Consider the following 20,446-nt stretch of genomic DNA (forward strand, 5'->3'; position numbering starts at 1 on the left):
GTTCCAAGTCTCAGTTATTCCAAGTCTCAGTTGTTCCAGTCTTCGTCTGCCCGATCGGCGGCTTTGTTGCGTTCGGCAGCGATCTTCAACGCATGCTCGGCAGAGTCCCGATCAGGGTACGGCCCCATCCTCGTCAGCGAGGACGCACCCTTTCCCTGCGTGACGGAACCGTCGGACACGTCGAAGTACCAGAGTCGATCTTCATCAGTCATATCCACAGTGTGACATCAGAGTGAGATAGAAGCTTGTAGATCGCTGTGAGACTGATATTCTTTCTACTTGGCCTGGCAGGTGAGAACCGGACATTCGAACGGTGAGTTCTGCTTGAATGCCCAACACAAGCTACGAACAGAAAATGGAGTGCGCATGTCCGCAATTCTTTACGATTACCTCCTCCCGCTCATGGGCCATGACGCGGCAACGTACTGGGCTACGCTGCTGGTCATCAAGCCTGTCTGACAGCTTTCGACCATAAAGAAGACCCCCACCGATCCGGTGGGGGTCTTCTTTGTGCTCTCTTGCAGATCGCGGGCGGACGAGTCGGCGTGTAAGCCGGATCCTGTCCTGCGGCACCGAAGTGCCGAGTGGCGACCATCCATCTGGGCACACCGTCGCCGGGTGCCTCGAGCGGTTCACCCGCAGGCTCGGGCGAGCAGCCCTCGAACACCTGCGCAGCCGCACCGCGAGCGATGCGACCTTCAACCTTGCTCCGGGCGGGGTTTACCTAGCCACCCCGGTCACCCGAGGTGCTGGTGCGCTCTTACCGCACCGTTTCACCCTTACCTGCCTCGAAAGGCAGGCGGTCTGTTTTCTGTGGCACTGTCCCGCGAGTTGCCTCGGGTTGCCGTTAACAACCGCCCTGCTCTGTGGAGTCCGGACTTTCCTCGGCCCCAGGCCTGTGCGCGATACGCGCTGGTTCCAGAAGCCGCGGCCGCCCGGCCAACTCGTCCGCCCCCGTATGCTACCGGGCGCCTGTCGGTGGCCGGCACTATGGTCACCGTATGACTCGGTACGTGGCCCTGCTACGCGGTATCAACGTGGGCGGCATCAACATCAAGATGGCGGACCTGGCGAGAGTCTTCGGTGACCTCGGATTCCAAGGGGTGAAAACCGTGTTGGCCTCAGGCAACGTTCTGTTCGACAGTCCGAGCACCGACATCCCGACGCTGAAGAAACAGATCGAATCCGCCCTTGCCCGCGAGTTCGGCTACGAGGCTTGGGTGTTCGTCCTCGACATTCCGACACTGCAGGCGATCGTGGACAACTACCCGTTCGAGCGCGAACGCGAGGGTTGGCACGCTTATGCGATGGTTGCCTCCGAGCCGGAAATCCTGGAGGAATTGAGCACTGCGGCAGCGCAACTCGATGCCTCGGTCGAGCGTGTGGCGGCAGGCGACGGAGTCCTGTACTGGGAGGTCGAGAAGGGGCAGACCGTCAAGAGCGCGTTCGGCAGGAACACCGGAAAACCGAAGTTCAAGGCGTTCACCACAACCCGAAACCTGAACACGCTCTACAAACTGCTCAAATGACGCTCGCCCCGACACGGAGCACCATCGCGTGACTCTTCTACCGATCCTGCTCGTCGCCCTCGTCCTCGTCTTCGCGATAGTGCGTCCACGCGGGCTTCCCGAGATCGTCATCGCCGGGCCGGCAGCTGTCGTCGTTCTCCTGACCGGCGTCGTAACTCTCGACGAAGCCCGCGAAGAACTGACGAGCATGGCACCCACCGTCGTCTTCCTGGTTGCCGTGCTGGTTCTCGCTCATGCCGCGGACGCTCTCGGCGTCTTTCGCTGGGTCAGCCAGATCCTGCAGCAAAGATCCCTCGCGGATCCACACCGGTTGCTGATTTACGTTTTCGGCGCCGCTGCCCTGACCACGGCGGTCCTGAGCCTCGACGCCACCGTCGTGCTGTTGACACCCGCGGTGATCGCGGCCGCACGATCCATCGGAGCAAGTACGCGGCCCCATTCCTATGCCAGTGCGCACCTGTCGAACTCGGCGTCGACGCTCCTGCCGGTGTCGAATCTGACCAACCTCATCGCGTTTGCCGCAACAGGTTTGACGTTCTTGCACTTCACCGCATTGATGGCGTTGCCGTGGGTCGTGACGATCGCTGTCGAGTACCTGATTTTTCGACTGTTCTTCCGTTCGGAACTCGCGCGGGGCGACAGCGCCGAACCGCCGGTGGCAGCCAGATCTGCGCCTGCGCCGATTCTGCCGCTGACGGTGATCGGAATGACGCTGCTCGGTTTCGCGGTTTCGGGTTTCTTCGGGATCGAGCCCGCCTGGATCGCGGTGGTGGGTGCGAGTGTCCTGGGAGCGATCGCTCTGGCTCGGCACCGTACGACCGCCGCCAAGATGCTCTACGCTGCCGACCTCTGGTTCTGCGCGTTCGTCCTGGTTCTCGGAATCATCGTCGCCGGAGTCGCGAACGGGCCGGTGGGCGAATGGATTGCGCAGATCCTGCCAGGCGACACCAGCTACGGCTCACTGCTCTTTGTCGCCGCGGTAGCGGCGGTTGCGTCCAATCTCGTCAACAACCTGCCGGCAACCTTGCTGATGATCGCAGCGCTCGGAACGGCGGCACCTCCAGCGCTGGTGCTTGCGATGTTGATCGGCGTCAACCTCGGCCCCAACCTCACCTACGTGGGCTCACTGGCAACGATGCTCTGGCGACGAGTCGCCACCAGCGCGGGCGCACCGCCCACGCTGGCGACATTCACACTGCTCGGGGTCATCACGACGCCACTGACATTGCTCGCCGCCGTGAGTGCCCTGTGGTTGGTGATCTGATCAGAGGCTGATCAGCCGTCGGGGCTCTTTCAGCGAAGGTGTGACGTGTCGTTGACCAACCGGACCGAGGCTCCCCCGTCGGGATAGAACTCGGTGATACTCAGCGACGCCAGATCCAGATGCAACCGGTACAGCAACGACGGCCCGGCATCGAGGGCCAGCTGCACCAAAGTCTTGATCGGGGTGACGTGAGAGACGACCAACAGCGTCGCGCCGCCGTAGGTCGAGATCAGGTCGTCACGCGCGGCGACGACTCGTTCGCGTACCTCGTCGAAACTCTCGCCGCCCGGTGGACGCACCGAAGTGTCCGAGAGCCATTTGCGATGCAGGTCCGGGTCACACTCGGCTGCCTCGCGGAACGTGAGTCCGTCCCAGTCGCCGAAATCGGTTTCGATCAAACCCTTGTGCTCGACGACGGGTAAACCGAGCACGCGGGCCGATGCCTCTGCCGTCTCACGGGTTCTGCCGAGGGGTGAGCAGACGATGGCGTCGATACCGCCTCGGTTCCCGAAGCGTCCGGCTGCGCCGGCAGCCTGCGCGCGGCCCAGTTCCGTGAGCTCCGGATTCCCGCGTCCGGAGTACCGGCGATCGACCGACATCGCTGTCTGTCCGTGACGTAGCAACAACATTCGTGTCGGCTTGCCGGTGGTGGCGATCCATCCCGGAGAGCCGGCGATCTGCGGCTCCGACGTCTCTTCGGACGGCGCGGCAGGTGCAGCAGGTGCGGGGGCCGAAGGTGCGACTGGGCCGGTTTCGATGCCGGCAGCCGCGTCCATCGCCTCGTTGGCAAGACGATCGGCATGAGAGTTCTCGCCGCGAGGAATCCACGTGTAGGTCACTCGCGAGAACTGCGTCGCCAGCTCGGCAGCGCGCCGCTGCAGCGGAATCATGTCCGGGTGCTTGACCTTCCAGCGCCCGGACATCTGCTCGACGACCAACTTGGAATCCATGCGGACGTCGACCGTCGACGCGCCGAGTTCACCGGCAGCGGTCAACCCGGCGATCAGTCCGCGGTACTCGGCGACGTTGTTGGTCGCGATACCGATGCTTTCCTTGCGTTCGGCCAACACCGAGCGCGAGGCGTCGAAGACCACGGCGCCGTAGCCGGCCGGGCCGGGGTTGCCGCGCGATCCACCGTCCGCCTCGACGATGACCTGCGAGAGAGTCACAGACCGGACTCCTTGGTACGCACCATGATTGCATTGCACTCTGGGCAACGAACTACGACGTCGGCCGGTGTCGCGGCGATTCGGGAGATCTCGCCGCGGTCGATCTCGATCCGGCAAGCGCCGCATCGGCGTGCCTGCAGAAGCGCCGCGCCCGGTCCGCCCAGGGTGCGCTGCTTCTCGTAGACAGCAAGGAAATCGGCGGGGAATTCACCGACGAGTCGTTCACGATCGGCGGCGCAACGCTCCTGCGCCTTGTCCAGATCAGCGACGGCATCGTCGCGGCGACGCTTGGCGTCGATCAGCTCTTCTTCGGCCTGGGACAGCTGGGCACCGGCGTGATCGTGATCGGCCTGCAACGCCTCACGCTGCTCCATCACTTCGAGCAACTCGTCTTCGAGGAGCCCCTGACGCCGGACCAGGCTGCCGAGTTCGTGTTCGAGTTCGGTGAGCTGCTTCGCCCCGACCGACCCGCTCTGCAAGAGTGTGCGGTCACGATCCTCGCGCTGACGAACCGCGTCGACCTCGCCTTCGAGCTTGCGAATGTCGCGATCGATGTCGTCGATCTGGATTTCGACGGCTACGGACGCGTCTTTACGGCTGATTCGCTCGGCCTCGAGACGTTCGACTTCCTGCTGCTCGGGAAGCGCTCCGCGTCGGTGGGTGATCCGAGTGAGCTCAGCATCCACCCCGGCGAGGTCGAGAAGCTTGGATTGCACCTGTGGTTCGACGTTCACGCTGTATAACTCCTGCTGTAAGTCCGATGTCGGCAGTGCTCGCGAAGGACGGCTCTCGAAGAACTGCTCTTGAATTGTTCGTGCAACCGTACCTTGCAGAGCGCTGCACTAATGCGCACTCAAACACCACGGATCGGTGCGAATTGTCGAAACCCGGCTTTCCCACTCCGGATTGTGGGCAAACGCGGCGTCGAGCACCGATTTCGCCTGTGCGCACCACGGGTATTCACTCGCCCAGTGCGCGACGTCGACCAGAGCCGGGCCACCGGCGCGTAGATGCTCGTCCGCGGGATGATGCCGCAGGTCCGCAGTGACGTAGACGTCGGCGCCCAGTGCCGCCACCACGTCGAGATACGAGTCGCCGGAACCGCCGCACACCGCCACGGTACGAACGGTCGCGTCCGGATCTCCGGCAGCGCGAACACCCCACTCGGTCGAGGGCAGTGAGCGCGCCACTCGCGCCGTGAACTCTCGCAATGTTTCGGGGTGCTCGAGCTCACCCACCCGCCCCAGACCGAGCGAACTGGGGAACGCTGCGAGTTCGAAGACATCGAAGGCTGGTTCCTCGTACGGGTGGGCGGCACGCAATGCGCCCAGCACCGCACTTCGCTTTCCGCGTGGGGCAATCACTTCCACACGATCCTCGCGAACCTGCTCCACAGCGCCGACAGTCCCGATCGTCGGATTCGCACCGTCGGCTGGCAAGAACTGACCCGTACCGGTGACCGTCCAACTGCACTGGCTGTAGTCGCCGATCCGCCCAGCCCCGGCCTCGAAAAGTGCATCCTGCACGGCCGATGCATTCTCCACCGGAACCATGACGACCCACTTGTCGAGCGGCTGCGTCGGCTTGGGTTCGATCGGGCGCAGCACGGTCAGGCCCAGAGCCTGCGCCAACGCGTCGGAAACTCCGGGGTCGGCGGAGTCCGCATTGGTGTGCGCCGAGAACAGTGCGCACCCCGCCTTGATGAGCTTGTGGACCAACGCACCTTTGGGTGTGTGAGCACCGACGGTGTCCACCCCACGCAGCAGAAGTGGATGGTGAACGACCAGAAGGTCGGCACCGGAGGCGATGGCGTCGTCGACCACTGCCTCGGTCGGATCCACCGCGAAAACCACTCTCGTCACCGCGTCCGCAGGATCGCCGCAGACCAGACCGACCGAATCCCACGATTCCGCCAGGGCGGGCGGATAAGCAGATTCCAGCACGGCTATGACGTCCGCAAGAATTGGGCCGCTCACAAGATCTCCTTCATCGCTTCGATCAGTACCGAGACCTGCTCGGCTGGACGGACGGCAACGCGCAACTGATCGGGCCCGAGTCCGGGAAAGGTGTCGCACCGGCGGACGGCGATACCGCGGGCACGCAGGTGCTCTCGCATCGAGGCGCCGTCACGGACGTCGATGAGCACGAACGGCCCCGCAGCGGGTTCGTGCACGGCAATCCCGATCTCGGTCAGTCGCCGGGACATGTCTTGGCGGTCTGCGGCAATCGCGTCGGCTTTGATCCTCGACTGCTCGACGGCAAACGGTTCGCAGCACGCCGTGATGGCCTCGATCTGCAGACTGCCCAATGGCCAGTGGGCTCGGCCGTGACTGAGTCGAGCCAGAAGATCGGGAGAGCCGATCGCGTATCCACACCGCAATCCGGCGAGCGCCCACGTCTTGGTCAGGCTCCGAAGGACCAGTACATCCGCCGACTCGACACCGGCGATGCTCTCCGTTTCGCCGGGGACCGCGTCGCCGAAGGCCTCGTCCACCACCAGGATCCGGCCCGGCTGACGCAATGCCAACACATCGGCCTTGGGGTGAAGCACGGACGTCGGGTTGGTCGGATTGCCCAGAACGACAAGGTCCGCGGATTCGGGTACCTGCGCGGTCCGAAGCTCGAATGGCGGCTCCAGAATCACCTGCGTCACCGGCACTCCGGCCTCTCGCAGTGCCAGTTCCGGCTCGGTGAACGACGGATGGATCAGCGCTGCCGAACGAGCGCCCAGGCGCGGCAGCATCGCGAATCCCTCGGCACCGCCCGAGAGCAACAACACCTCTTCGGGCCGGCGCCCGTGCCGCTGCGCGACGGTTTCGCGGGCCTTCAGTTCCGCTGCGGCCGACGGGTACGAACCGAGCGTCGACAGCCCTGCGGCCAGCCGATCCCGCAACCACTCCGGTGGGCCCGAGCCTTGAACGTTGACGGCAAAATCGAGTAACCCGGGCTCCACTTCGACATCGCCGTGATGTCGCAAGCTCTCCAGGTCAACCGTTCCGGTACTCACCCGGTCAGCCTACGGTCGAGCACCGTGCGCGGACATCACCCCTGCCGTCCGGGACAATGAGTGCCGTGACGACACCACCCCTCGACCGTTTTCCTGTAGTTCTGTTCGATCTGGACGGCACCATCACCGATTCCGCTCCCGGCATTCACGGCGGCTTCCGACATGCGTTGGCAACTGTCGGCCATCCGGACCCGACGGAAGCGATGTTGGCATCGGTGATCGGCCCGCCGATGGTCGATACCTTCAGGTCACTCGGTATGGCCCCGGCGGACGTGGATCGGGCGATCGCCGCGTACATCGAGCGTTACGACGCGACCGGGTGGCAGGAGAACTCGGTGTACGAGGGCATGGACGTCGTCCTGGGTAAGGCTCGCGCGAGCGGCACCAGACTGGCCGTCGCCACCTCGAAGTCGGAACGATTCGCCATTCGCATCCTCGAGCATTTCGGCCTGGCCGAGCACTTCGAGTTCATCGGCGGCGCAAGTGACGACGGAACTCGTCGGGCGAAACCCGATGTGATCGCGCACTCGCTGACCTCACTCGGGATCACTCCCGTCCTCGCCGCCGACGGCGGAACCCCCGACGTGCTCATGATCGGCGATCGTGATCACGACGTGCTCGGCGCCGCGAAGTACGGCATCCCCACCGTCGTCGTCGAATGGGGCTACGGTTCCGCCGAGGAAGCGCGGCAAGCGTTTCGCTCCGTATCGTCGGCATCCGAACTGGGAGGACTTCTCGATGGCCGCCACTGAACCACTCCACGTGACTGAACCACTTCATGTGACGTTTGTGTGCACCGGCAATATCTGCCGGTCACCGATGGCCGAAAAGATCTTGCTCGCGCATCTGGACCGTGAAGGCCTCGCCGACCGAGTCCGTGTCAGCAGTGCAGGTACCGAGGGGTTTCACACCGGTAGCGAGGCCGACGAGCGGACCAACGTCGTGCTCCGAGCGGCCGGATATCCGACGGGCCACAGCGCCGCGCAGGTCAATGCAGATCATCTCGCCGCCGATCTTGTCGTCGCCCTCGACACCGGGCACGAACGTGAGCTTGCTCATCTCGGCGTGCCCACCGAGCGTCGGCGCCTACTGCGATCGTTCGACCCCGAGGCGGACGGCGAATCGGTTCCGGACCCGTACTACGGGGATCAGGAGGACTTCGAACTGGTTCGAGACCAGATCGAAGCAGCCATTCCCGACATACTCGACTGGATCCGCGAGCGAGCCTGAACCCGGAGCAAAATTCACTCCCGTTCGGGCAACGGATACCGTGGACGTGTGCGAAGACTGAAATTCCTGTTGCGGCCCGGTTGGTTGGTACTGGCAGCTGTGGTCGGGCTCTTCGCCTACCTGTGCTTCACCGTGCTCGCTCCGTGGCAGCTCGGCAAGAACACGAAGACCGAGCACCGCAATGATCTGATCTCGAACTCGATCAACGCGGAGACCGTGCCGATCGGTGATGTCATCGCCGATTCGACGATCGCACCGGACGACGAATGGCGAAACATCACCGCGGCAGGTACCTATCTGCCCGACGCCGATATCCTCGTCCGCCTGCAGTCCATCGAGGGCGCGCCGTCGTACGAGATCCTGACGCCTTTCCGCCTGGACGACGGCCGCACGATCCTCGTCAATCGCGGATACGTTCGGCCGATCAACGGCGCCGAGGCACCGCCCATCGCTGCGCCGCCGACCGATCCGGTCACTCTCAACGGCCGTGTGCGCCTGTCGGAAGGCACTGCTCCCGGCCGAGTTCCGATGTTCGAGGACGGCGCGAAGCAGGTCTACTCCATCGACGCACAGCCGATCGGCGAGTTCATCGGAACGGACCTGATCGACGCGTACATCCAACTCGAACCCGACCAGCCCGGCGGTCTCGGCACGATCCCGCTCCCCCAACTCGACGCGGGCCCCTACCTCTCGTACGGGTTCCAATGGCTGGCGTTCGGCATCATGGCGCCGCTCGGACTGGCTTACTTCATTCGCGCCGAGTGGCGCGAACGTCGCAAGGAAAAGGCAGCTCAAGCAGCTGTGGACGGTTTCGCAGCCGACGACGCCGCTGCCGAGACGACCCCGGAAGCGGCAGTGTCCGGGCCTGCCGCACCCCCCGCCGAACCGGCTCGTACCTTCAGCCGTCGCAAGAAGCCGGAGCCGGAATCAGTGCCGCTCACGGCGCAGGAAGCCAAACTTGCCGATCGATACGGCAATACCCGCTGAAATACCCGCTGACACCACAGCTGCACTGATCTGCACCGCCGACGAAAGCCTCGCCGCGCGGCGCAGATCGTTCGGCGTCGGGACAGGCCCGCGGCCGAGGACGGGACGCATCTCCACCCCGTGCGCGTACTCGGTCCGACCACCCAACGAAATGCCCAACGCCCCTGCCGCCGACGCTTCCGCGACGCCCGCATTGGGGCTTGGATGAGCCGCTGCGTCGCGTTTCCACGCTGCCAGTGATTCCTGAACCGAGCCGCCCACCACCGGTGCACACGCAGCCGTCAGCGCGCCGGTCAGCCGAGCCGGGACGATGTTGACCAGGTCGTCGAACCTCGCCGCAGCCCACCCGAATCTGAGGTACTTCTCGGAGCGGTAGCCGATCATCGCGTCGAGTGTGTTGGCAGCGCGGTAGACGAAGAGGCCTGGCACGCCCCCAATCGCACCCCAGAACACTGCGCCGACGGTTGCATCCGAGGTGTTCTCGGCAACCGACTCCAGCGCTGCACGCGTGAGGCCCTCCTCGCCCAGCACTGAGGGATCGCGTCCACAGAGTGAAGGAAGTAGCTCACGCGCTTTCGTCAGGTCGCCGTCGACCTGTGACGCCTCCAATCGAGCGGCCATGTCGATGCCGGTGCGTGCAAGCGACGTTCCGCCGAGCACGGCCCAGGTAGCTATCGCAGTCGTACCCGTGACGGCCACCCAACCGGCCCGGCGCGACGCTGCTTCGGCTGTGAGGCCAAGTCCTGCGGTGCCGGCCAAGAGCACGGCAACATGAAGTGTTCCGGCCGCGCGCGAGTCCCGGTAGGACATCTTCTGCAGCGCGATAGCCGCGGTTCCGAAGCCGGCAACCGGATGGAACCGCCCCGGATCGGCGAATGCCCGATCCGCAACGAAGCCGAGGAGAAGCCCGGCAGCTCGCGCATTGAATCGAGATTGGGACGAACGAACCGAAATCTGCACGAGCGTAGTTGTAGCAGCGACGCTCGTTCTCTGGCCAACCGTCACATGTCTGCCCGAGCTGAGCTCTACCCGTCCCAGTCGATCGTCAGGTAGATCAAGCGGTGCATTCGGTTGATTTCCCAGACTCGGGCAATCCCGGTCGCCAGTGCGTCGCTTTGGGAACGAACCCGGATCGTCTGCCCCGGGAACAACGCAACACTGAGACTGGGCATCTCGGCGATATGTATGTGCGGACGGGTGGGATGCACGCGCGTCGGGTCGACGGCTACTTCGATCACAGAACTGGACATGCGTCCAGAATGGCGTATTGCGGACAATTCGTTGCCGAAAATGAAAAAACCCCGATCTGCGTCAACATGCAGATCGGGGCTTGAATTCTTCGGTGGGCGCGGAGGGTTTAGAACCCTATTCGGATAGCCGCATACGCGCTGCTCCCCTGTCAATAAATGCCGATCACCAGCATATTCATGCCATCAGGTTCGATGCCATTCGAACCCTTTCGATGGCCCTACTGTCTGTTTTCTGTCCACTCAAACCGCCTTGCCATCCACAGAGAGAGTTTTCTTGAACGCACTTGGGAACAGGTCGGTCAAACCCTGATGGCTGACTTTGCGAAATCAACCTTCAAGCATTGACCGCAGAGACAACCTCGGTCGACGCGCGTTTCCGAACAGTCCGTCTGGTTTGATGCTGACATGAAGAAGACCTTCGCCGCGGGTGCGGCCATTGGAGCAGTCCTGCTTGCCACCGGATGTTCGTCGGGCGACGCAGAGGACTTCAAGGCCCGGTCCGGCACCCAGCAATACGACTCCGCACAGGCCATCGCAGATGACCTCGCTGCGGGCGGAATCACCTGCGAGAACTTCACAAAGGACAAATCGACGAGGTACTCGACTGACGCGGGTCGTTGCACCATCGACGGACACGAGATGGTCCTATCAATCTTCACCTCCGACGATCTGCAAGAGGAGAACATCGCAAGCTTTGTGGGGACCTTCGAGCCGGTCAAGATGGAATACGGACTGCTGGTCGGTTCGAAGTGGATGATCAACTGTGGCGATACAAAGGCCACGAACATATGCACAGACGTGAAGGCGCAATTGGGCGGCCGGATCGTCAAGCCGACCTACATCTAGTCTTCTTCAATCCGGATTGGATGCATGAATGAAACCGCTAGGCACCACACTTCTCGCGATCGGCATCGTCCTACTCTTCTTCGGCGGGTACGGCGCGTGGCCCTATTTCGCGCTCGCGATCGGCCTCTACGTCTTGTATCGAGCGAACACTGTGGAGAGTCGAGCTGCCCGTAAGCAGCGGCGTGCGGATCGTCGAGCCGCGCGTGCGCAGGCTGGAATGTCGTCACCCTGGGAGAACTTGTTCGGCTAGTTCCATCGAGACTTCTGCGGCTCCGCGCCGGAGCACTCGGGCGTCCGGATTGTCTCGCCACAGCGCCGGCAGTAGTGCGTCCGATGGCCGCCGTTGTGTGCAGTTGTGCAGCCGCAGACCTCCCAGCCGACGAGGCACGTGTTCGCCGCCAGTGGATGCCCGTTCGGGCAGCGCTGTGGGGCTCGTTCCGTCGACCGCATACGTTAAGATTCGCACACCTGTTCGATGAGTGGTAGCGTCGGTTCCGCAGGGTCCGGAGGGTAAGGGAAGACCAGCCGGGCCTCGCAATTTCGCTATACACACCCCGATCCTGTTCATCGGACTGGGAGAACGGCCTGTGGATAACTCCGCCATGAAACGACACGTGACGTGCAAGGATGCACGCGAAACGCTTCAGGCCAGCCGGTTAGGTCGTAGGGTGTATATACACTAAGCTGGAATAAATCAAATTCATCTGTGGATATACCTGTGGATGAATTGTGGACAAGCAATCGGAGGAGGAGTCATGGCAAACGAACCAGCGCGGTGGCCTGCCCAGAAGATTGCCGAGCAGGTGCTCGACGGAATGCGCGACGAAACAGATCGTCTCCAACTTCCGATCGATCCAGTGATCGTTGCCCGCTCCCTTGGAATCAACGTCTACAACAACCGGCTAGGCCCCTCGGTCTCGGGGATGATCGTCAAGCGTCACGCCGACGAGGATCCTGACATTTTCCTTAACGACGAGCATGCACCTGTCCGTCAGCGATTCACCTGCGCCCATGAACTTGGGCACTACTTCGGCAACTTCACCCCGCGGGGTGAGCGCAAGACTGTCTACACGCACAAGCGTGATGCCCTTTCCTCTTGCGGGACTGATGTCGAGGAAATGTATGCAAACAAGTTTGCGGCAAACCTGCTGATGCCGGAAGCCGAAGTTCGACGACTGTCAAAGCTCGGGTTTGACAGCATTCGAATGGCGCGTGAGTTCTGGGTTTCTCCCGAAGCGATGGGAAACCGCCTCAGAAGCCTTGAGCTTCGGTGAGCACTGACGAAAACAATGAGTTAGATGATCTGTATCGCAATGCGAGAGAGGTCGAAAACTCCTCGGAACTGGATGGCGTTCAGCCTCACGGCGACCCCGGCGATTCGGTAGACCTACCGGGCTTTAAGTTTCTGACATCGCTACTAAAAGCAACGCCATTCACTGATTTTGTTCACTACAAGGCGATTGCTTGCTACGGGCATCCCACCCGACAGGAGAGAATCGCAAAGTACGCAGAGGATCACGGCGGCATCAGCGCTTTTTGCAGTGTCGCCGACCTCGTGCTTCGCACAGTCGTTGTGCTCCTTGTAATCGGCTCAATTGGCGCTGTTCTTGTTGGAACCATCTTTCGAACCTTTTACGCATAGCTGCGCGCTCGTCCGCCAGCCTATAGACCATTCCTTGGCTCGATCGCACACGACAGACCGGTCTGGTTTGATACCAGCATGGGATTCAAGGACTACGCAGAGCGGCATAAGCATGATGTCATCGTCAGTACGAAGTGCCAACTGAATGGCGACCAGATCAAAATCGACTACAAGTCCTATCCGGTCGAAGGCGCTCGTGCCAGCTTCGAGTCCGGATCGGCAGTTGCGTCGAGAATGACAGCAACCCGAGTGGCGACCGGCGCCGTACTCCTTGGCCCGGTCGGCGCGTTGATCGGCGGCATGGCGAAGAAGGATATGTCCAAGATGTTCGTCGTCGTCGAGCTTGCGGACGGGACCATCGTCACCCATGACGCCGCCGCCAAGCATGAGTCGAAGGTTCGCAAATTCGTTGCGGCCGTGAATCTACTCTCAGGTCAGTCAACACGGTCAGCTAGCCCCGCACCCGCCCCTGCTTCAGCATCCACTCCGCCCTCACCCCCTCCGCCATCAGTTCCAGCAGGGTGGTACTCGGACCCCCACGGTGCCCAGCTCCAGCGATACTGGGATGGATCCACCTGGACTGAGCACACCGCGCCACAGCCTTGATGGCTCGCCGCAGCGCAAAACCTGGTCGGTCCAGGCGTTGACAGGCTGCTGAAACGACAGAAGACGCCCCACCCTCGCAATGAGGATGGGGCGTCAGTCGTTTGTCACTCCGCAGATTCTGCGGGCGTTTCCGGCGTCTTCATGTAAATCAGCTCTGCGTCGGGTGCATCTTTCCATCGGTACGCCCAGCGTCCGTCAGCAAGTTTCACAGTGCCGGGTTGGCCGGTGTCGGGGTCAGGTTCGAAAGCCATGCCCTGATTGTCTCAGTCCGGTCAGGTGATGCGGACGTAGGTGTTCACGCCCGCTGTGACAGTGATGCCGGATATCCCGGATGCGACTGTGACCCACAGTGAGTATTGGTCGGTTCCGGTGACATTGGCGGTAACAGTGGGAATGGTGTACAGCTTCGCGGTGCCAGCGACAGTGTTTGCCGTGAGAGTCGCCCCTGGAATCAGTACGCCGTTTTTCCGTAGCTCTACCATGACGGAGGACGGAGAGAAGTTTACGTCCGTAATCGACACCTGAGCCGTGATCGTAGCGCCAGTCTTGGATCCATTCGGGAGAAGCGAGTTACCCGAAAGCGTGGACCCGGACTCGGCTACCATCCCAGCGATCTGGGTGGCAGTGCTCGTTACCGTCTGCGGTGACGCGTTCTTCGTCATCCCAGACGACGTGAACGACGAGTAAATCGTCTCCCACGCCGAACCTGTCCAGCGATGCGAGGATTTGATGTCCTTCCATGCAGTGCCGGTCCACATCGTCTTACGGAGAACCTTCTTCCACACACTGCCATTCCAGCTATATCCAGGCACCGGCTACTCCGTCACGTGGTAGATGACACCGGCGATCTGTCCAGTCGTCGGCAGTACGGTCACGAACTGGTTCGCGTCACCTCGCATCGCTGTCGTCGACGTTGTTCCGATCGACAGGTTCGAGTTTCCCGTGCCCGCACCGATCGCAGTACGCGCAGCAGCAGCATCGGTAGCCTTCATGACGTTTCGGCCCACGGTCGTAGCGTCCGAGATGTCGGTAGCTGTATGCGTGTGCGCCGTCGCCGACTTCCCGTCGAGCGCAGTCTGTAGACCGGTGACATTCCCGATCGCGTGAGTGTGCGCAGTCGGTGGTCGAGCGTCAGTCAATCGTGCATCGGTCCCCTGAACTGCACTGTCGGCCTTGTCGAGACTCGCCTGCACCGCCGCGCCGAGCTTCGGTTTCGTGACCGCGCCGTCTTGCACCTTGATCGTCGAGATCGCATTGTCGGCAACTGCACCAGTGGCGATTTCATCCGCCGCAGCCTCGGCGCGGTCAGCTTCGGCCGCAGATCGATCGGCGTGGATCGAGGATGCGTTCGCAGAGGTAGCCGAAGATGTCGCGCTCAGGTTCGCCGCGCCGGCCTGCGCACTGGCTGTGCTCGCAAATCCTTCGGCCTGCGTCGTCGCAGACAGCGTCACATCGCGAGCCGCAATCGTTGCAGCTTTGTCGGCTGCCACTGTGTCGACGCTCGCATCGACTGACGACTTCGCGTTGAGCGTGTCCGTCCGCGCAGTGTCGACCTGCCCCTTCGCTGCAAGTGTCGCGTCACGTGCTGTGAACGTGTCCGCCTTGGCTGTGTCAACTGCCGTGCGAGATGCAGCGGCCGACGCGGCGTCGGCCGACGCTTGGGTCAGTGCCGGGACGGTGACCTTGGGTAGCGCGGTGCTGTCCTCGAGCCCGAACTGCAACTGATTTCCGACTACCGCGACGGAATTAATCGACAGTCCGCGCTCACCACGGAACGCTGCACCTTCGCCATAGGCCGGCCATCCAGTCGTGCCGTAGATGTAGAGCAATCCGTCGGCATTGACGACAAACGCTGCGCCGAGATCCCATGGGCCGGGGCCGAGATCGGCGTACGTCGGCACAGAACCGGAGAGGGTGACGCCAGCGCCGACGTCCCCCTTCTCGCCCTTTGTGATCACCTTGTGGTCGGAGATGATGATCTGCTCAAGCTCGGAAAGCCGATGGCTTCCAGAGTCCGGGATCATGAAATCGTAGGTGGCTTGCCAGTTCTGGGTTGCGATCGTGACGCGTCCAGGCCCAGGGTCGAGATCCGGCGACGTGATTCGTCCTGATGGGTCGGCGTAGACCGGGATATCGGTCGGGGTGATCATGCCGTCGCCGTCGGCCTTGATGCGATACGGGACGCCGTGGAAGGTTGCGGTTACCTTGTCCGGCCGGAGCGCGAGATCCTGAAAGTCCTCGAAGATGATTGTCACGTCATTACCCCTGTCCCGTATCGCCTTCGTTAATCTTTCGGCTGATGTGTTGCACGGAAAGGCGATTGAATGCCGGTCCGCCGAGCGCACCTCGCCCAGGTGCCATTTCGGTGATGTAGATCTGCACCTGATAGCCGGGCGTCGGAACGACAACCGATGTGATGTTGGTGGACGAGAACGGCTCTTGATCGTCCATCCTTGTTTTTTGACGTGAGAAAACTTGCCCGGCCGTGTCGAGGACTCGAATCTCCCACTCGACCATGCCGGAAAGCGCCTTGATGTAGTCGATCCAAAGCTGACACCTGATGTCCCACAGACCCTGGTCGTCAAAGACAATTCGTCCACCGGCCAGGTGACATCCCTGCATCGGTCCAACTTTGTTAGTGAATCCCACTTGCCCTTTGTTGAACAGGCCGGCAACGGTGTTCGCATAGGCGGATCCGTAGTCAAGAAGCGGGGATAGCAGATCTGTTCGCTCGTTCAAATCCTCTTGTCCGTCGCGCATTCCGGTTCCGAGGAGTTCGGCGATGTCTTTCGTGTCTTGCGCGCCCGAGCCTGATGGTGGCGGCACAAAATGATCGGGTGAAGTCACTTCACACCTCCTCCTTCAGTGACTCGGGAACTTCGGGCGGCTGCTGGCCGGGCACGTGATGTTCGATCCAACGCAACAGCTCGCGAATGAAGGTGATCGCCAGACGAAACCGCTTCTGCTCGTCACGCAACATCCGCTCAAGACGGTTAACTCGCTCGCCTTGGTTTGTGAGTTCGGTGCCTTGGCGCCGAACTGTCTCTTCGAGATTTGCGGTGGCGATCTTCTGGGCTTCCGCGAAGGCAGTCCAGTCGGCGGTGATATTCGCTTCACGCGTCGAGCGTCGGGCCAATAAGTGTCCGATGTACGCCGAAAGGGCTGCGACCACGGCGCTGACGACACTGACGAGCGCTATAGCAGCGGGCGACATTCATCCCCTCCTTCTAAGTCAGGAGGCTCGACGCCGGGAAGGGCATGCGACTGCTCGTAGAGCGCAGCCACGCACATCGCCAGGATTGCGATCGTGAAATAGCTGATGGCTGAGACATCCGCTCGCGGCACGTCCAGGAACTTCCACGACAGCATGAAGCTCCCACCCCAGAGCAGATTGAAGAATATGGCTGTCGAGATTCCAAGTGGCTGAAGGCGTTTCCAGAAGACCGCAACGAGAGCGATTGCACCTGTCGTTATCCAGCCGACGGCATACCAGGACAGCGGAACGACCTGATCAACGAAGGCCAATTGAGCGGGGGCCGAGTCGGGAGAGCGAGGGCCGACATACGACGACCCCCGCCAGACCGAGGACACTCCCAGCGCCGCGAGGGCGATTCTGCGGACCATCACCGGCCCCTTTACTGGGTCGGTGGGTCAGTTGCCTGCGCGATGCTTGCCGACATAGTCCTCAATCTCGGCGACCTGCTTTTCTGTCACACCGTTCGGGGTGAGCTTGATTCCGACGACAGTGAAAACGCTGACGAGAAGCAGAACGCCGGTAGTCACCTGCGACGGCAGGTCGACGCCCGCAGAAATGAGTGCCCACACCAATGCCACGAGAAGACCCACGGCGGACGTGACGGTATTCGCGTAACGCTTCACGAGCGGTTGGTCGGCGACCTTCTCGCGGAGGATGTTTCCGAGGATGTCGAGATTCGGATTGGTCATCAGTTGCCCGCCTTCTTGTCGACGAACCCGGCGATTCCCAGCTTGGCGCCGACGGCACCGAGGGCATCGACGACCGTGCGGTTGCCGAGCTGCGGCCACCCGGGGTACTTACCCAGTTCGGGAGATCCGGTGAGCTGCGCGTTGGTGTCCTGTTCGTACGACATGGTGCCTCCTGGAGTTGACGGGTTGGTGGGGTTGAGAATTGATTGCGCGTAGCCGATGACTACGTCGTAGGGAAACCCGGTTCCGGGGTCCCAATGGTCAGAGCCGCCGAAGGCTTGTGAGCACTCGTTGTGCCCCGCAATGCCCTTGACGCCCGCCTTCAGGTCAGCGGACGAACGCCGAACGAGTGGGATGCCGTAGTCCTTCGACCACTTCGCGACAACCTCCGCGGACTTACGCAGCGCTTTGTCGTAGTCGCGAAGCCACACCTCACGGGATTGCGCCGCCTGGCCGACAACCGAGATGTGCAGTCCGCCGATGTTTGCGGCATTCGAGCCGGCCGCCCACGGGACGTAGTTGTCGTCGTTGGATCGGACCGAAGTGCCGAACTTGTCGGTCAGCACGTTGTACGAGCCGCCGGCGGACGGGTTCTGCTGATATCGGGCAACATCCTGCGCGGTCGTGTTGCCACTGTTTTCGGTGGTGTGGAAAATGATCCACTTCAGCGCGCTTGTATTGCGCGGTCCTGAATCGTTCGATGTGTAGATATCGACGTCAGCTTTGTACTGAGCCATTGTCGTACTCCTCGTGAGGTGGTCGATGTTTCGCGCGCATGGCGTCGTATCTCGCCAGCGCCGTGCGGACCTTCTCGATCTCTTTCTCGGGAAGGTCTTCGAGGGGAAGATCGTCGAGTTCCGGTATGGGAACTCGACGTTCGATCGGCTTGTCGATGTCGACCCACTGACCAAGGTTGTTCGGGCCGATCTCACCGACGAGCGGCGGCTGGTAATGAACAAGCGGGCCGACGTGAATTCGAACAATCCATGACCCGGCCTGACTCGGCCGGCCGACGATTAGTCCCCCATGCTTGTCGAGTCCAAGTCCAGGCGGAACCCGACTGCCAGTGACGATGCGCCAGGCGGTCTTGTCGGCGTCCGGCACTGGAATGGTCAGCGGCTGATCGAGTAAATACTCGTCCTCTGCGCCCGAGAGCTGCTCGACGATTCGTATCCGCAACGTGATCGATCGCGGAGCGATGTTCGGCAGTTTCACTCCGAGGTCTTCCAGAAACTTCCCGAGTGAGTTCAATTGCGGAGTCTCGAAAGAAACTCCTGCTGAGCCGTTTTCGTCGAACGGCGGATGCAAGAAGATGAAGCTGTACGGATGCATCGACTCGGGCCAGGTGTACGGAAATGCAGGGTGGTGCTCCGCCATAGTCGATCGCTCCTAGATGAGGTTCTGATATCTGGTCGATTCCGCGTGCAGGGTTTCGATCAGTCGGAGTGCAGACGAGCCGGGTAGCTCGTCCTCGCGTGAATCGCCGATCGTGATCTCCCATATCGGCGGCTGTGTTCGCGACCATTTGCGGCGCTTTTTCACCACGTACGAGAGCCAGATTCGTTTGCCGATCTCGAATCCGCAGCGATGACCGAGGTCTACGTCTTGGCCGATTCGGTATGGCACGCCGTCGATCACGCCCGCGGTGAACGAGACGAACCCGCGTTTCTCGTGCAGGGCAACTCGGCCTCCCTGTAGACCGGATAGTGACCAGGCGTCACCCGGCGCGTATGTCTGTCGATACGAGTGCGAGCCCATCGACTGTTTGCGCTTGGTGTTCGTGAACCGCTGCCACGCGAGAATGACGTCTTCGACAGCTCGGTCGAATATGCCGAGCCCGGCCGCTGGCAGGCCTATGAGTAGTCCGATGTACGCCAATGCAGAGTTCAGCAAGAGCTTGACCGAATTATTGACCCACTGAGGACTTTTCCCGCCGATGATCACGGTGTGACCGGTCGCGTGATGTATCCCCATTTTCGAGTTCACGAGGCCTTGGTGTTGCGATCTTCGCCAGATCACCACCGGAGGATTGACCCCGTCCGGAGGCACCTGGCCGGAGTTCGGATCCGCGATCGTGACCGTCTCCGACGTGCCGTCGGGGAAGACGATGCGCACGAGGTCGAGGATCGGGTCCAGGATCGTTCCTGTCGCGCCACTGACGAATGATGCTTCGACGACGTCGATGATCAGCGTCGCCTCGGTGAGAATGCAGTAATCGGGGAACGGTTGTGAGTCGCCGGGCATCCACCGCTGCGTCGTGAGCATCAGGCCGGCGTCTTCGAGAGTGGCCTTGATCAGATCCCACAGGTTATCGAACCGTGCTGCGAGAACGGTCCACTCGGATGTGTCCGGACCGATCTGAGGAGCGATCAGTACCTTCCACTTTGAGGGGTCGATGTTGTTCTTCCAATAGGACTTGTCCCACAGATTGAACGGGTGAGGAAGCCAGCTTGATTGATACTCGCGGAGGAAGTTCCGGAAGAGATATGACCGAACCGCTGTCTTCGCGCGTTTGGCCTGGACGTCGGACTTGGGTAACTGAAACTCCAACGGTGCGAGCGTGTTTGCCCACGCCAAGTTGTTCTTGACGTGCTCGATGTCTTCGAGGCCGATCACTGTGACGCGTTCGTAGCCGTCGTCAGCGTTGAACTCGACCTCGATATCGATGACCTTGTACCCGATGCGTTTCTCGGGATTGTCGATCGGCTCGACATAGAAGTGAATGTCTTCCTCGACCGTGTTCTGATAGACGAGCCAGTCATTCCACGGATGGTCGCCGGGGAGAACGAACCGTCCTTCCTCGGTGTCGTTGATCATCTTGCCGAAGTCGACTTCTTCTTCTCCGACGATCTCGGTGATCAACCGCCACTCTTTGTCACACAACCCGATTCGGTCGCGCGCGTTGTGATCGCGTTCTTCCTTCTCGCGCCGAGCGGTGATCTTTTCCGAGACCGCGCTGAGAACGCTCACC

The 20,446-nt window shown here is 61.7% G+C and carries 27 protein-coding genes and 1 other RNA gene; 10 read left to right on the plus strand and 18 right to left on the minus strand.

Going from position 1 to position 20,446, the window contains the following annotated elements:
• Nucleotides 1–26 precede the first annotated feature (26 nt).
• Nucleotides 27–212, minus strand: a complete 186-nt coding sequence (locus tag AC1Q61_RS07400) for a hypothetical protein (protein WP_007735457.1) — start codon at nucleotides 210–212, stop codon at nucleotides 27–29.
• Nucleotides 213–532: 320 nt separating this feature from the next.
• An RNA gene (gene rnpB, locus AC1Q61_RS07405) (RNase P RNA component class A) lies at nucleotides 533–947 on the minus strand.
• Nucleotides 948–1,001: 54 nt separating this feature from the next.
• On the opposite strand from rnpB, the gene AC1Q61_RS07410 reads away from it, so the two are divergent.
• On the plus strand, nucleotides 1,002–1,529 hold the full coding sequence (locus AC1Q61_RS07410; RefSeq protein ID WP_058227211.1) for a DUF1697 domain-containing protein: 528 nt from the start codon (nucleotides 1,002–1,004) through the stop codon (nucleotides 1,527–1,529).
• A 28-nt stretch (nucleotides 1,530–1,557) separates the two neighbouring features.
• Entirely contained in the window at nucleotides 1,558–2,793 is a 1,236-nt protein-coding gene (locus AC1Q61_RS07415; RefSeq protein ID WP_042921893.1) for an SLC13 family permease, read from the plus strand.
• A gap of 29 nt (nucleotides 2,794–2,822) precedes the next feature.
• On the opposite strand, the gene AC1Q61_RS07420 is transcribed toward AC1Q61_RS07415, so the two are convergent.
• From AC1Q61_RS07420 to cobC, 4 genes are all read right to left on the minus strand, one after another.
• On the minus strand, nucleotides 2,823–3,962 hold the full coding sequence (locus AC1Q61_RS07420; protein ID WP_042921895.1) for a bifunctional RNase H/acid phosphatase: 1,140 nt from the start codon (nucleotides 3,960–3,962) through the stop codon (nucleotides 2,823–2,825).
• Complete coding sequence (locus AC1Q61_RS07425; protein ID WP_019748955.1) at nucleotides 3,959–4,696, minus strand: zinc ribbon domain-containing protein; 738 nt, start codon at nucleotides 4,694–4,696, stop codon at nucleotides 3,959–3,961. Before AC1Q61_RS07425 ends, AC1Q61_RS07420 begins: the two co-directional genes overlap by 4 nt.
• A gap of 108 nt (nucleotides 4,697–4,804) precedes the next feature.
• A complete protein-coding gene (locus tag AC1Q61_RS07430; RefSeq protein ID WP_042921898.1) occupies nucleotides 4,805–5,938 on the minus strand; it encodes a Nif3-like dinuclear metal center hexameric protein in 1,134 nt (377 codons plus the stop codon).
• Nucleotides 5,935–6,969 carry an Rv2231c family histidinol phosphate aminotransferase CobC gene (gene cobC, locus AC1Q61_RS07435; RefSeq protein WP_042921900.1) on the minus strand — a complete coding sequence of 345 codons (1,035 nt, stop codon included), beginning with the start codon at nucleotides 6,967–6,969 and terminating at the stop codon, nucleotides 5,935–5,937. Before cobC ends, AC1Q61_RS07430 begins: the two co-directional genes overlap by 4 nt.
• A gap of 56 nt (nucleotides 6,970–7,025) precedes the next feature.
• Between cobC and AC1Q61_RS07440 the strand changes: the two genes are divergently transcribed.
• Genes AC1Q61_RS07440 through AC1Q61_RS07450 form a run of 3 tightly spaced genes read left to right on the plus strand, consistent with a single transcriptional unit; the run spans nucleotide 7,026 to nucleotide 9,186 of the window.
• Entirely contained in the window at nucleotides 7,026–7,721 is a 696-nt protein-coding gene (locus tag AC1Q61_RS07440) for an HAD hydrolase-like protein (RefSeq protein WP_051649557.1), read from the plus strand.
• Nucleotides 7,708–8,199 carry a low molecular weight protein-tyrosine-phosphatase gene (locus tag AC1Q61_RS07445; RefSeq protein ID WP_007735468.1) on the plus strand — a complete coding sequence of 164 codons (492 nt, stop codon included), beginning with the start codon at nucleotides 7,708–7,710 and terminating at the stop codon, nucleotides 8,197–8,199. The genes AC1Q61_RS07440 and AC1Q61_RS07445 overlap by 14 nt, the downstream gene beginning before the upstream one ends.
• Before the next feature lie 48 nt (nucleotides 8,200–8,247).
• Nucleotides 8,248–9,186 carry an SURF1 family cytochrome oxidase biogenesis protein gene (locus tag AC1Q61_RS07450; RefSeq protein WP_492651390.1) on the plus strand — a complete coding sequence of 313 codons (939 nt, stop codon included), beginning with the start codon at nucleotides 8,248–8,250 and terminating at the stop codon, nucleotides 9,184–9,186.
• Here the strand turns inward: AC1Q61_RS07450 and AC1Q61_RS07455 are convergent.
• Both AC1Q61_RS07455 and AC1Q61_RS07460 read right to left on the minus strand, forming a co-directional pair.
• Nucleotides 9,127–10,146, minus strand: coding sequence for a cobalamin biosynthesis protein (locus AC1Q61_RS07455; RefSeq protein WP_141488791.1), 1,020 nt, complete (start codon nucleotides 10,144–10,146; stop codon nucleotides 9,127–9,129). The genes AC1Q61_RS07450 and AC1Q61_RS07455 overlap by 60 nt on opposite strands.
• 65 nt (nucleotides 10,147–10,211) lie before the next feature.
• Nucleotides 10,212–10,436, minus strand: a complete 225-nt coding sequence (locus AC1Q61_RS07460) for a hypothetical protein (RefSeq protein ID WP_003941648.1) — start codon at nucleotides 10,434–10,436, stop codon at nucleotides 10,212–10,214.
• Between the two features lie 405 nt (nucleotides 10,437–10,841).
• On the opposite strand from AC1Q61_RS07460, the gene AC1Q61_RS07465 reads away from it, so the two are divergent.
• From AC1Q61_RS07465 to AC1Q61_RS07485, 5 genes are all read left to right on the plus strand, one after another.
• Entirely contained in the window at nucleotides 10,842–11,282 is a 441-nt protein-coding gene (locus tag AC1Q61_RS07465; protein ID WP_492651391.1) for a hypothetical protein, read from the plus strand.
• A 28-nt stretch (nucleotides 11,283–11,310) separates the two neighbouring features.
• Entirely contained in the window at nucleotides 11,311–11,532 is a 222-nt protein-coding gene (locus AC1Q61_RS07470) for a hypothetical protein (protein ID WP_219466160.1), read from the plus strand.
• Nucleotides 11,533–12,037: 505 nt separating this feature from the next.
• Entirely contained in the window at nucleotides 12,038–12,556 is a 519-nt protein-coding gene (locus tag AC1Q61_RS07475; RefSeq protein ID WP_492651392.1) for an ImmA/IrrE family metallo-endopeptidase, read from the plus strand.
• The gene (locus AC1Q61_RS07480; RefSeq protein ID WP_492651393.1) at nucleotides 12,553–12,924 is read left to right on the plus strand and encodes a hypothetical protein; all 372 of its coding nucleotides are present in this window, start codon (nucleotides 12,553–12,555) and stop codon (nucleotides 12,922–12,924) included. Before AC1Q61_RS07475 ends, AC1Q61_RS07480 begins: the two co-directional genes overlap by 4 nt.
• Nucleotides 12,925–13,002: 78 nt before the next feature.
• Nucleotides 13,003–13,530: a DUF2510 domain-containing protein gene (locus AC1Q61_RS07485; protein ID WP_492654881.1), complete on the plus strand. Its 528-nt coding sequence runs from the start codon at nucleotides 13,003–13,005 to the stop codon at nucleotides 13,528–13,530.
• A 104-nt stretch (nucleotides 13,531–13,634) separates the two neighbouring features.
• Here AC1Q61_RS07485 and AC1Q61_RS07490 read toward each other — a convergent pair whose 3' ends face one another.
• From AC1Q61_RS07490 to AC1Q61_RS07535, 10 genes are read right to left on the minus strand one after another with little or no spacing between them, the layout of a single operon-like run.
• Entirely contained in the window at nucleotides 13,635–13,781 is a 147-nt protein-coding gene (locus AC1Q61_RS07490; RefSeq protein WP_492651436.1) for a hypothetical protein, read from the minus strand.
• 21 nt (nucleotides 13,782–13,802) lie between these two features.
• Nucleotides 13,803–14,342, minus strand: coding sequence for a hypothetical protein (locus AC1Q61_RS07495; protein ID WP_492651435.1), 540 nt, complete (start codon nucleotides 14,340–14,342; stop codon nucleotides 13,803–13,805).
• Nucleotides 14,343–14,345: 3 nt separating this feature from the next.
• Entirely contained in the window at nucleotides 14,346–15,785 is a 1,440-nt protein-coding gene (locus AC1Q61_RS07500; protein WP_492651434.1) for a phage tail fiber repeat family protein, read from the minus strand.
• Between the two features lie 4 nt (nucleotides 15,786–15,789).
• Nucleotides 15,790–16,377, minus strand: coding sequence for a hypothetical protein (locus tag AC1Q61_RS07505; protein ID WP_492651433.1), 588 nt, complete (start codon nucleotides 16,375–16,377; stop codon nucleotides 15,790–15,792).
• A gap of 1 nt (nucleotide 16,378) precedes the next feature.
• Entirely contained in the window at nucleotides 16,379–16,744 is a 366-nt protein-coding gene (locus AC1Q61_RS07510) for a hypothetical protein (protein ID WP_256082687.1), read from the minus strand.
• Nucleotides 16,726–17,154 carry a hypothetical protein gene (locus tag AC1Q61_RS07515; RefSeq protein WP_387482587.1) on the minus strand — a complete coding sequence of 143 codons (429 nt, stop codon included), beginning with the start codon at nucleotides 17,152–17,154 and terminating at the stop codon, nucleotides 16,726–16,728. Before AC1Q61_RS07515 ends, AC1Q61_RS07510 begins: the two co-directional genes overlap by 19 nt.
• Before the next feature lie 27 nt (nucleotides 17,155–17,181).
• Nucleotides 17,182–17,475, minus strand: coding sequence for a hypothetical protein (locus tag AC1Q61_RS07520; RefSeq protein WP_095971150.1), 294 nt, complete (start codon nucleotides 17,473–17,475; stop codon nucleotides 17,182–17,184).
• On the minus strand, nucleotides 17,475–18,212 hold the full coding sequence (locus AC1Q61_RS07525) for a peptidoglycan recognition protein family protein (protein ID WP_492651432.1): 738 nt from the start codon (nucleotides 18,210–18,212) through the stop codon (nucleotides 17,475–17,477). Before AC1Q61_RS07525 ends, AC1Q61_RS07520 begins: the two co-directional genes overlap by 1 nt.
• Nucleotides 18,193–18,852 (minus strand): hypothetical protein, encoded by a 660-nt coding sequence (locus AC1Q61_RS07530; RefSeq protein WP_492651431.1) that lies wholly within the window; start codon nucleotides 18,850–18,852, stop codon nucleotides 18,193–18,195. Before AC1Q61_RS07530 ends, AC1Q61_RS07525 begins: the two co-directional genes overlap by 20 nt.
• A gap of 12 nt (nucleotides 18,853–18,864) precedes the next feature.
• A complete protein-coding gene (locus tag AC1Q61_RS07535; protein ID WP_492651430.1) occupies nucleotides 18,865–20,445 on the minus strand; it encodes a Gp37-like protein in 1,581 nt (526 codons plus the stop codon).
• Nucleotide 20,446: the final 1 nt, after the last annotated feature.

The sequence above is a fragment of the Rhodococcus sp. MPR-R1B genome, from assembly GCF_058793255.1.

What these genes read in the sequence shown, in the direction of transcription:
- AC1Q61_RS07400 (WP_007735457.1), bottom strand. Translation starts at nt 212, where the DNA reads ATGACTGATGAAGATCGACTCTGGTACTTCGACGTGTCCGACGGTTCC.
- AC1Q61_RS07410 (WP_058227211.1), top strand. Translation starts at nt 1,002, where the DNA reads ATGACTCGGTACGTGGCCCTGCTACGCGGTATCAACGTGGGCGGCATC.
- AC1Q61_RS07440 (WP_051649557.1), top strand. Translation starts at nt 7,026, where the DNA reads ATGAGTGCCGTGACGACACCACCCCTCGACCGTTTTCCTGTAGTTCTG.
- AC1Q61_RS07445 (WP_007735468.1), top strand. Translation starts at nt 7,708, where the DNA reads ATGGCCGCCACTGAACCACTCCACGTGACTGAACCACTTCATGTGACG.
- AC1Q61_RS07460 (WP_003941648.1), bottom strand. Translation starts at nt 10,436, where the DNA reads ATGTCCAGTTCTGTGATCGAAGTAGCCGTCGACCCGACGCGCGTGCAT.
- AC1Q61_RS07465 (WP_492651391.1), top strand. Translation starts at nt 10,842, where the DNA reads ATGAAGAAGACCTTCGCCGCGGGTGCGGCCATTGGAGCAGTCCTGCTT.
- AC1Q61_RS07470 (WP_219466160.1), top strand. Translation starts at nt 11,311, where the DNA reads ATGAAACCGCTAGGCACCACACTTCTCGCGATCGGCATCGTCCTACTC.
- AC1Q61_RS07475 (WP_492651392.1), top strand. Translation starts at nt 12,038, where the DNA reads ATGGCAAACGAACCAGCGCGGTGGCCTGCCCAGAAGATTGCCGAGCAG.
- AC1Q61_RS07485 (WP_492654881.1), top strand. Translation starts at nt 13,003, where the DNA reads ATGGGATTCAAGGACTACGCAGAGCGGCATAAGCATGATGTCATCGTC.
- AC1Q61_RS07490 (WP_492651436.1), bottom strand. Translation starts at nt 13,781, where the DNA reads ATGGCTTTCGAACCTGACCCCGACACCGGCCAACCCGGCACTGTGAAA.
- AC1Q61_RS07510 (WP_256082687.1), bottom strand. Translation starts at nt 16,744, where the DNA reads ATGTCGCCCGCTGCTATAGCGCTCGTCAGTGTCGTCAGCGCCGTGGTC.
- AC1Q61_RS07515 (WP_387482587.1), bottom strand. Translation starts at nt 17,154, where the DNA reads ATGGTCCGCAGAATCGCCCTCGCGGCGCTGGGAGTGTCCTCGGTCTGG.
- AC1Q61_RS07520 (WP_095971150.1), bottom strand. Translation starts at nt 17,475, where the DNA reads ATGACCAATCCGAATCTCGACATCCTCGGAAACATCCTCCGCGAGAAG.
- AC1Q61_RS07525 (WP_492651432.1), bottom strand. Translation starts at nt 18,212, where the DNA reads ATGGCTCAGTACAAAGCTGACGTCGATATCTACACATCGAACGATTCA.
- AC1Q61_RS07530 (WP_492651431.1), bottom strand. Translation starts at nt 18,852, where the DNA reads ATGGCGGAGCACCACCCTGCATTTCCGTACACCTGGCCCGAGTCGATG.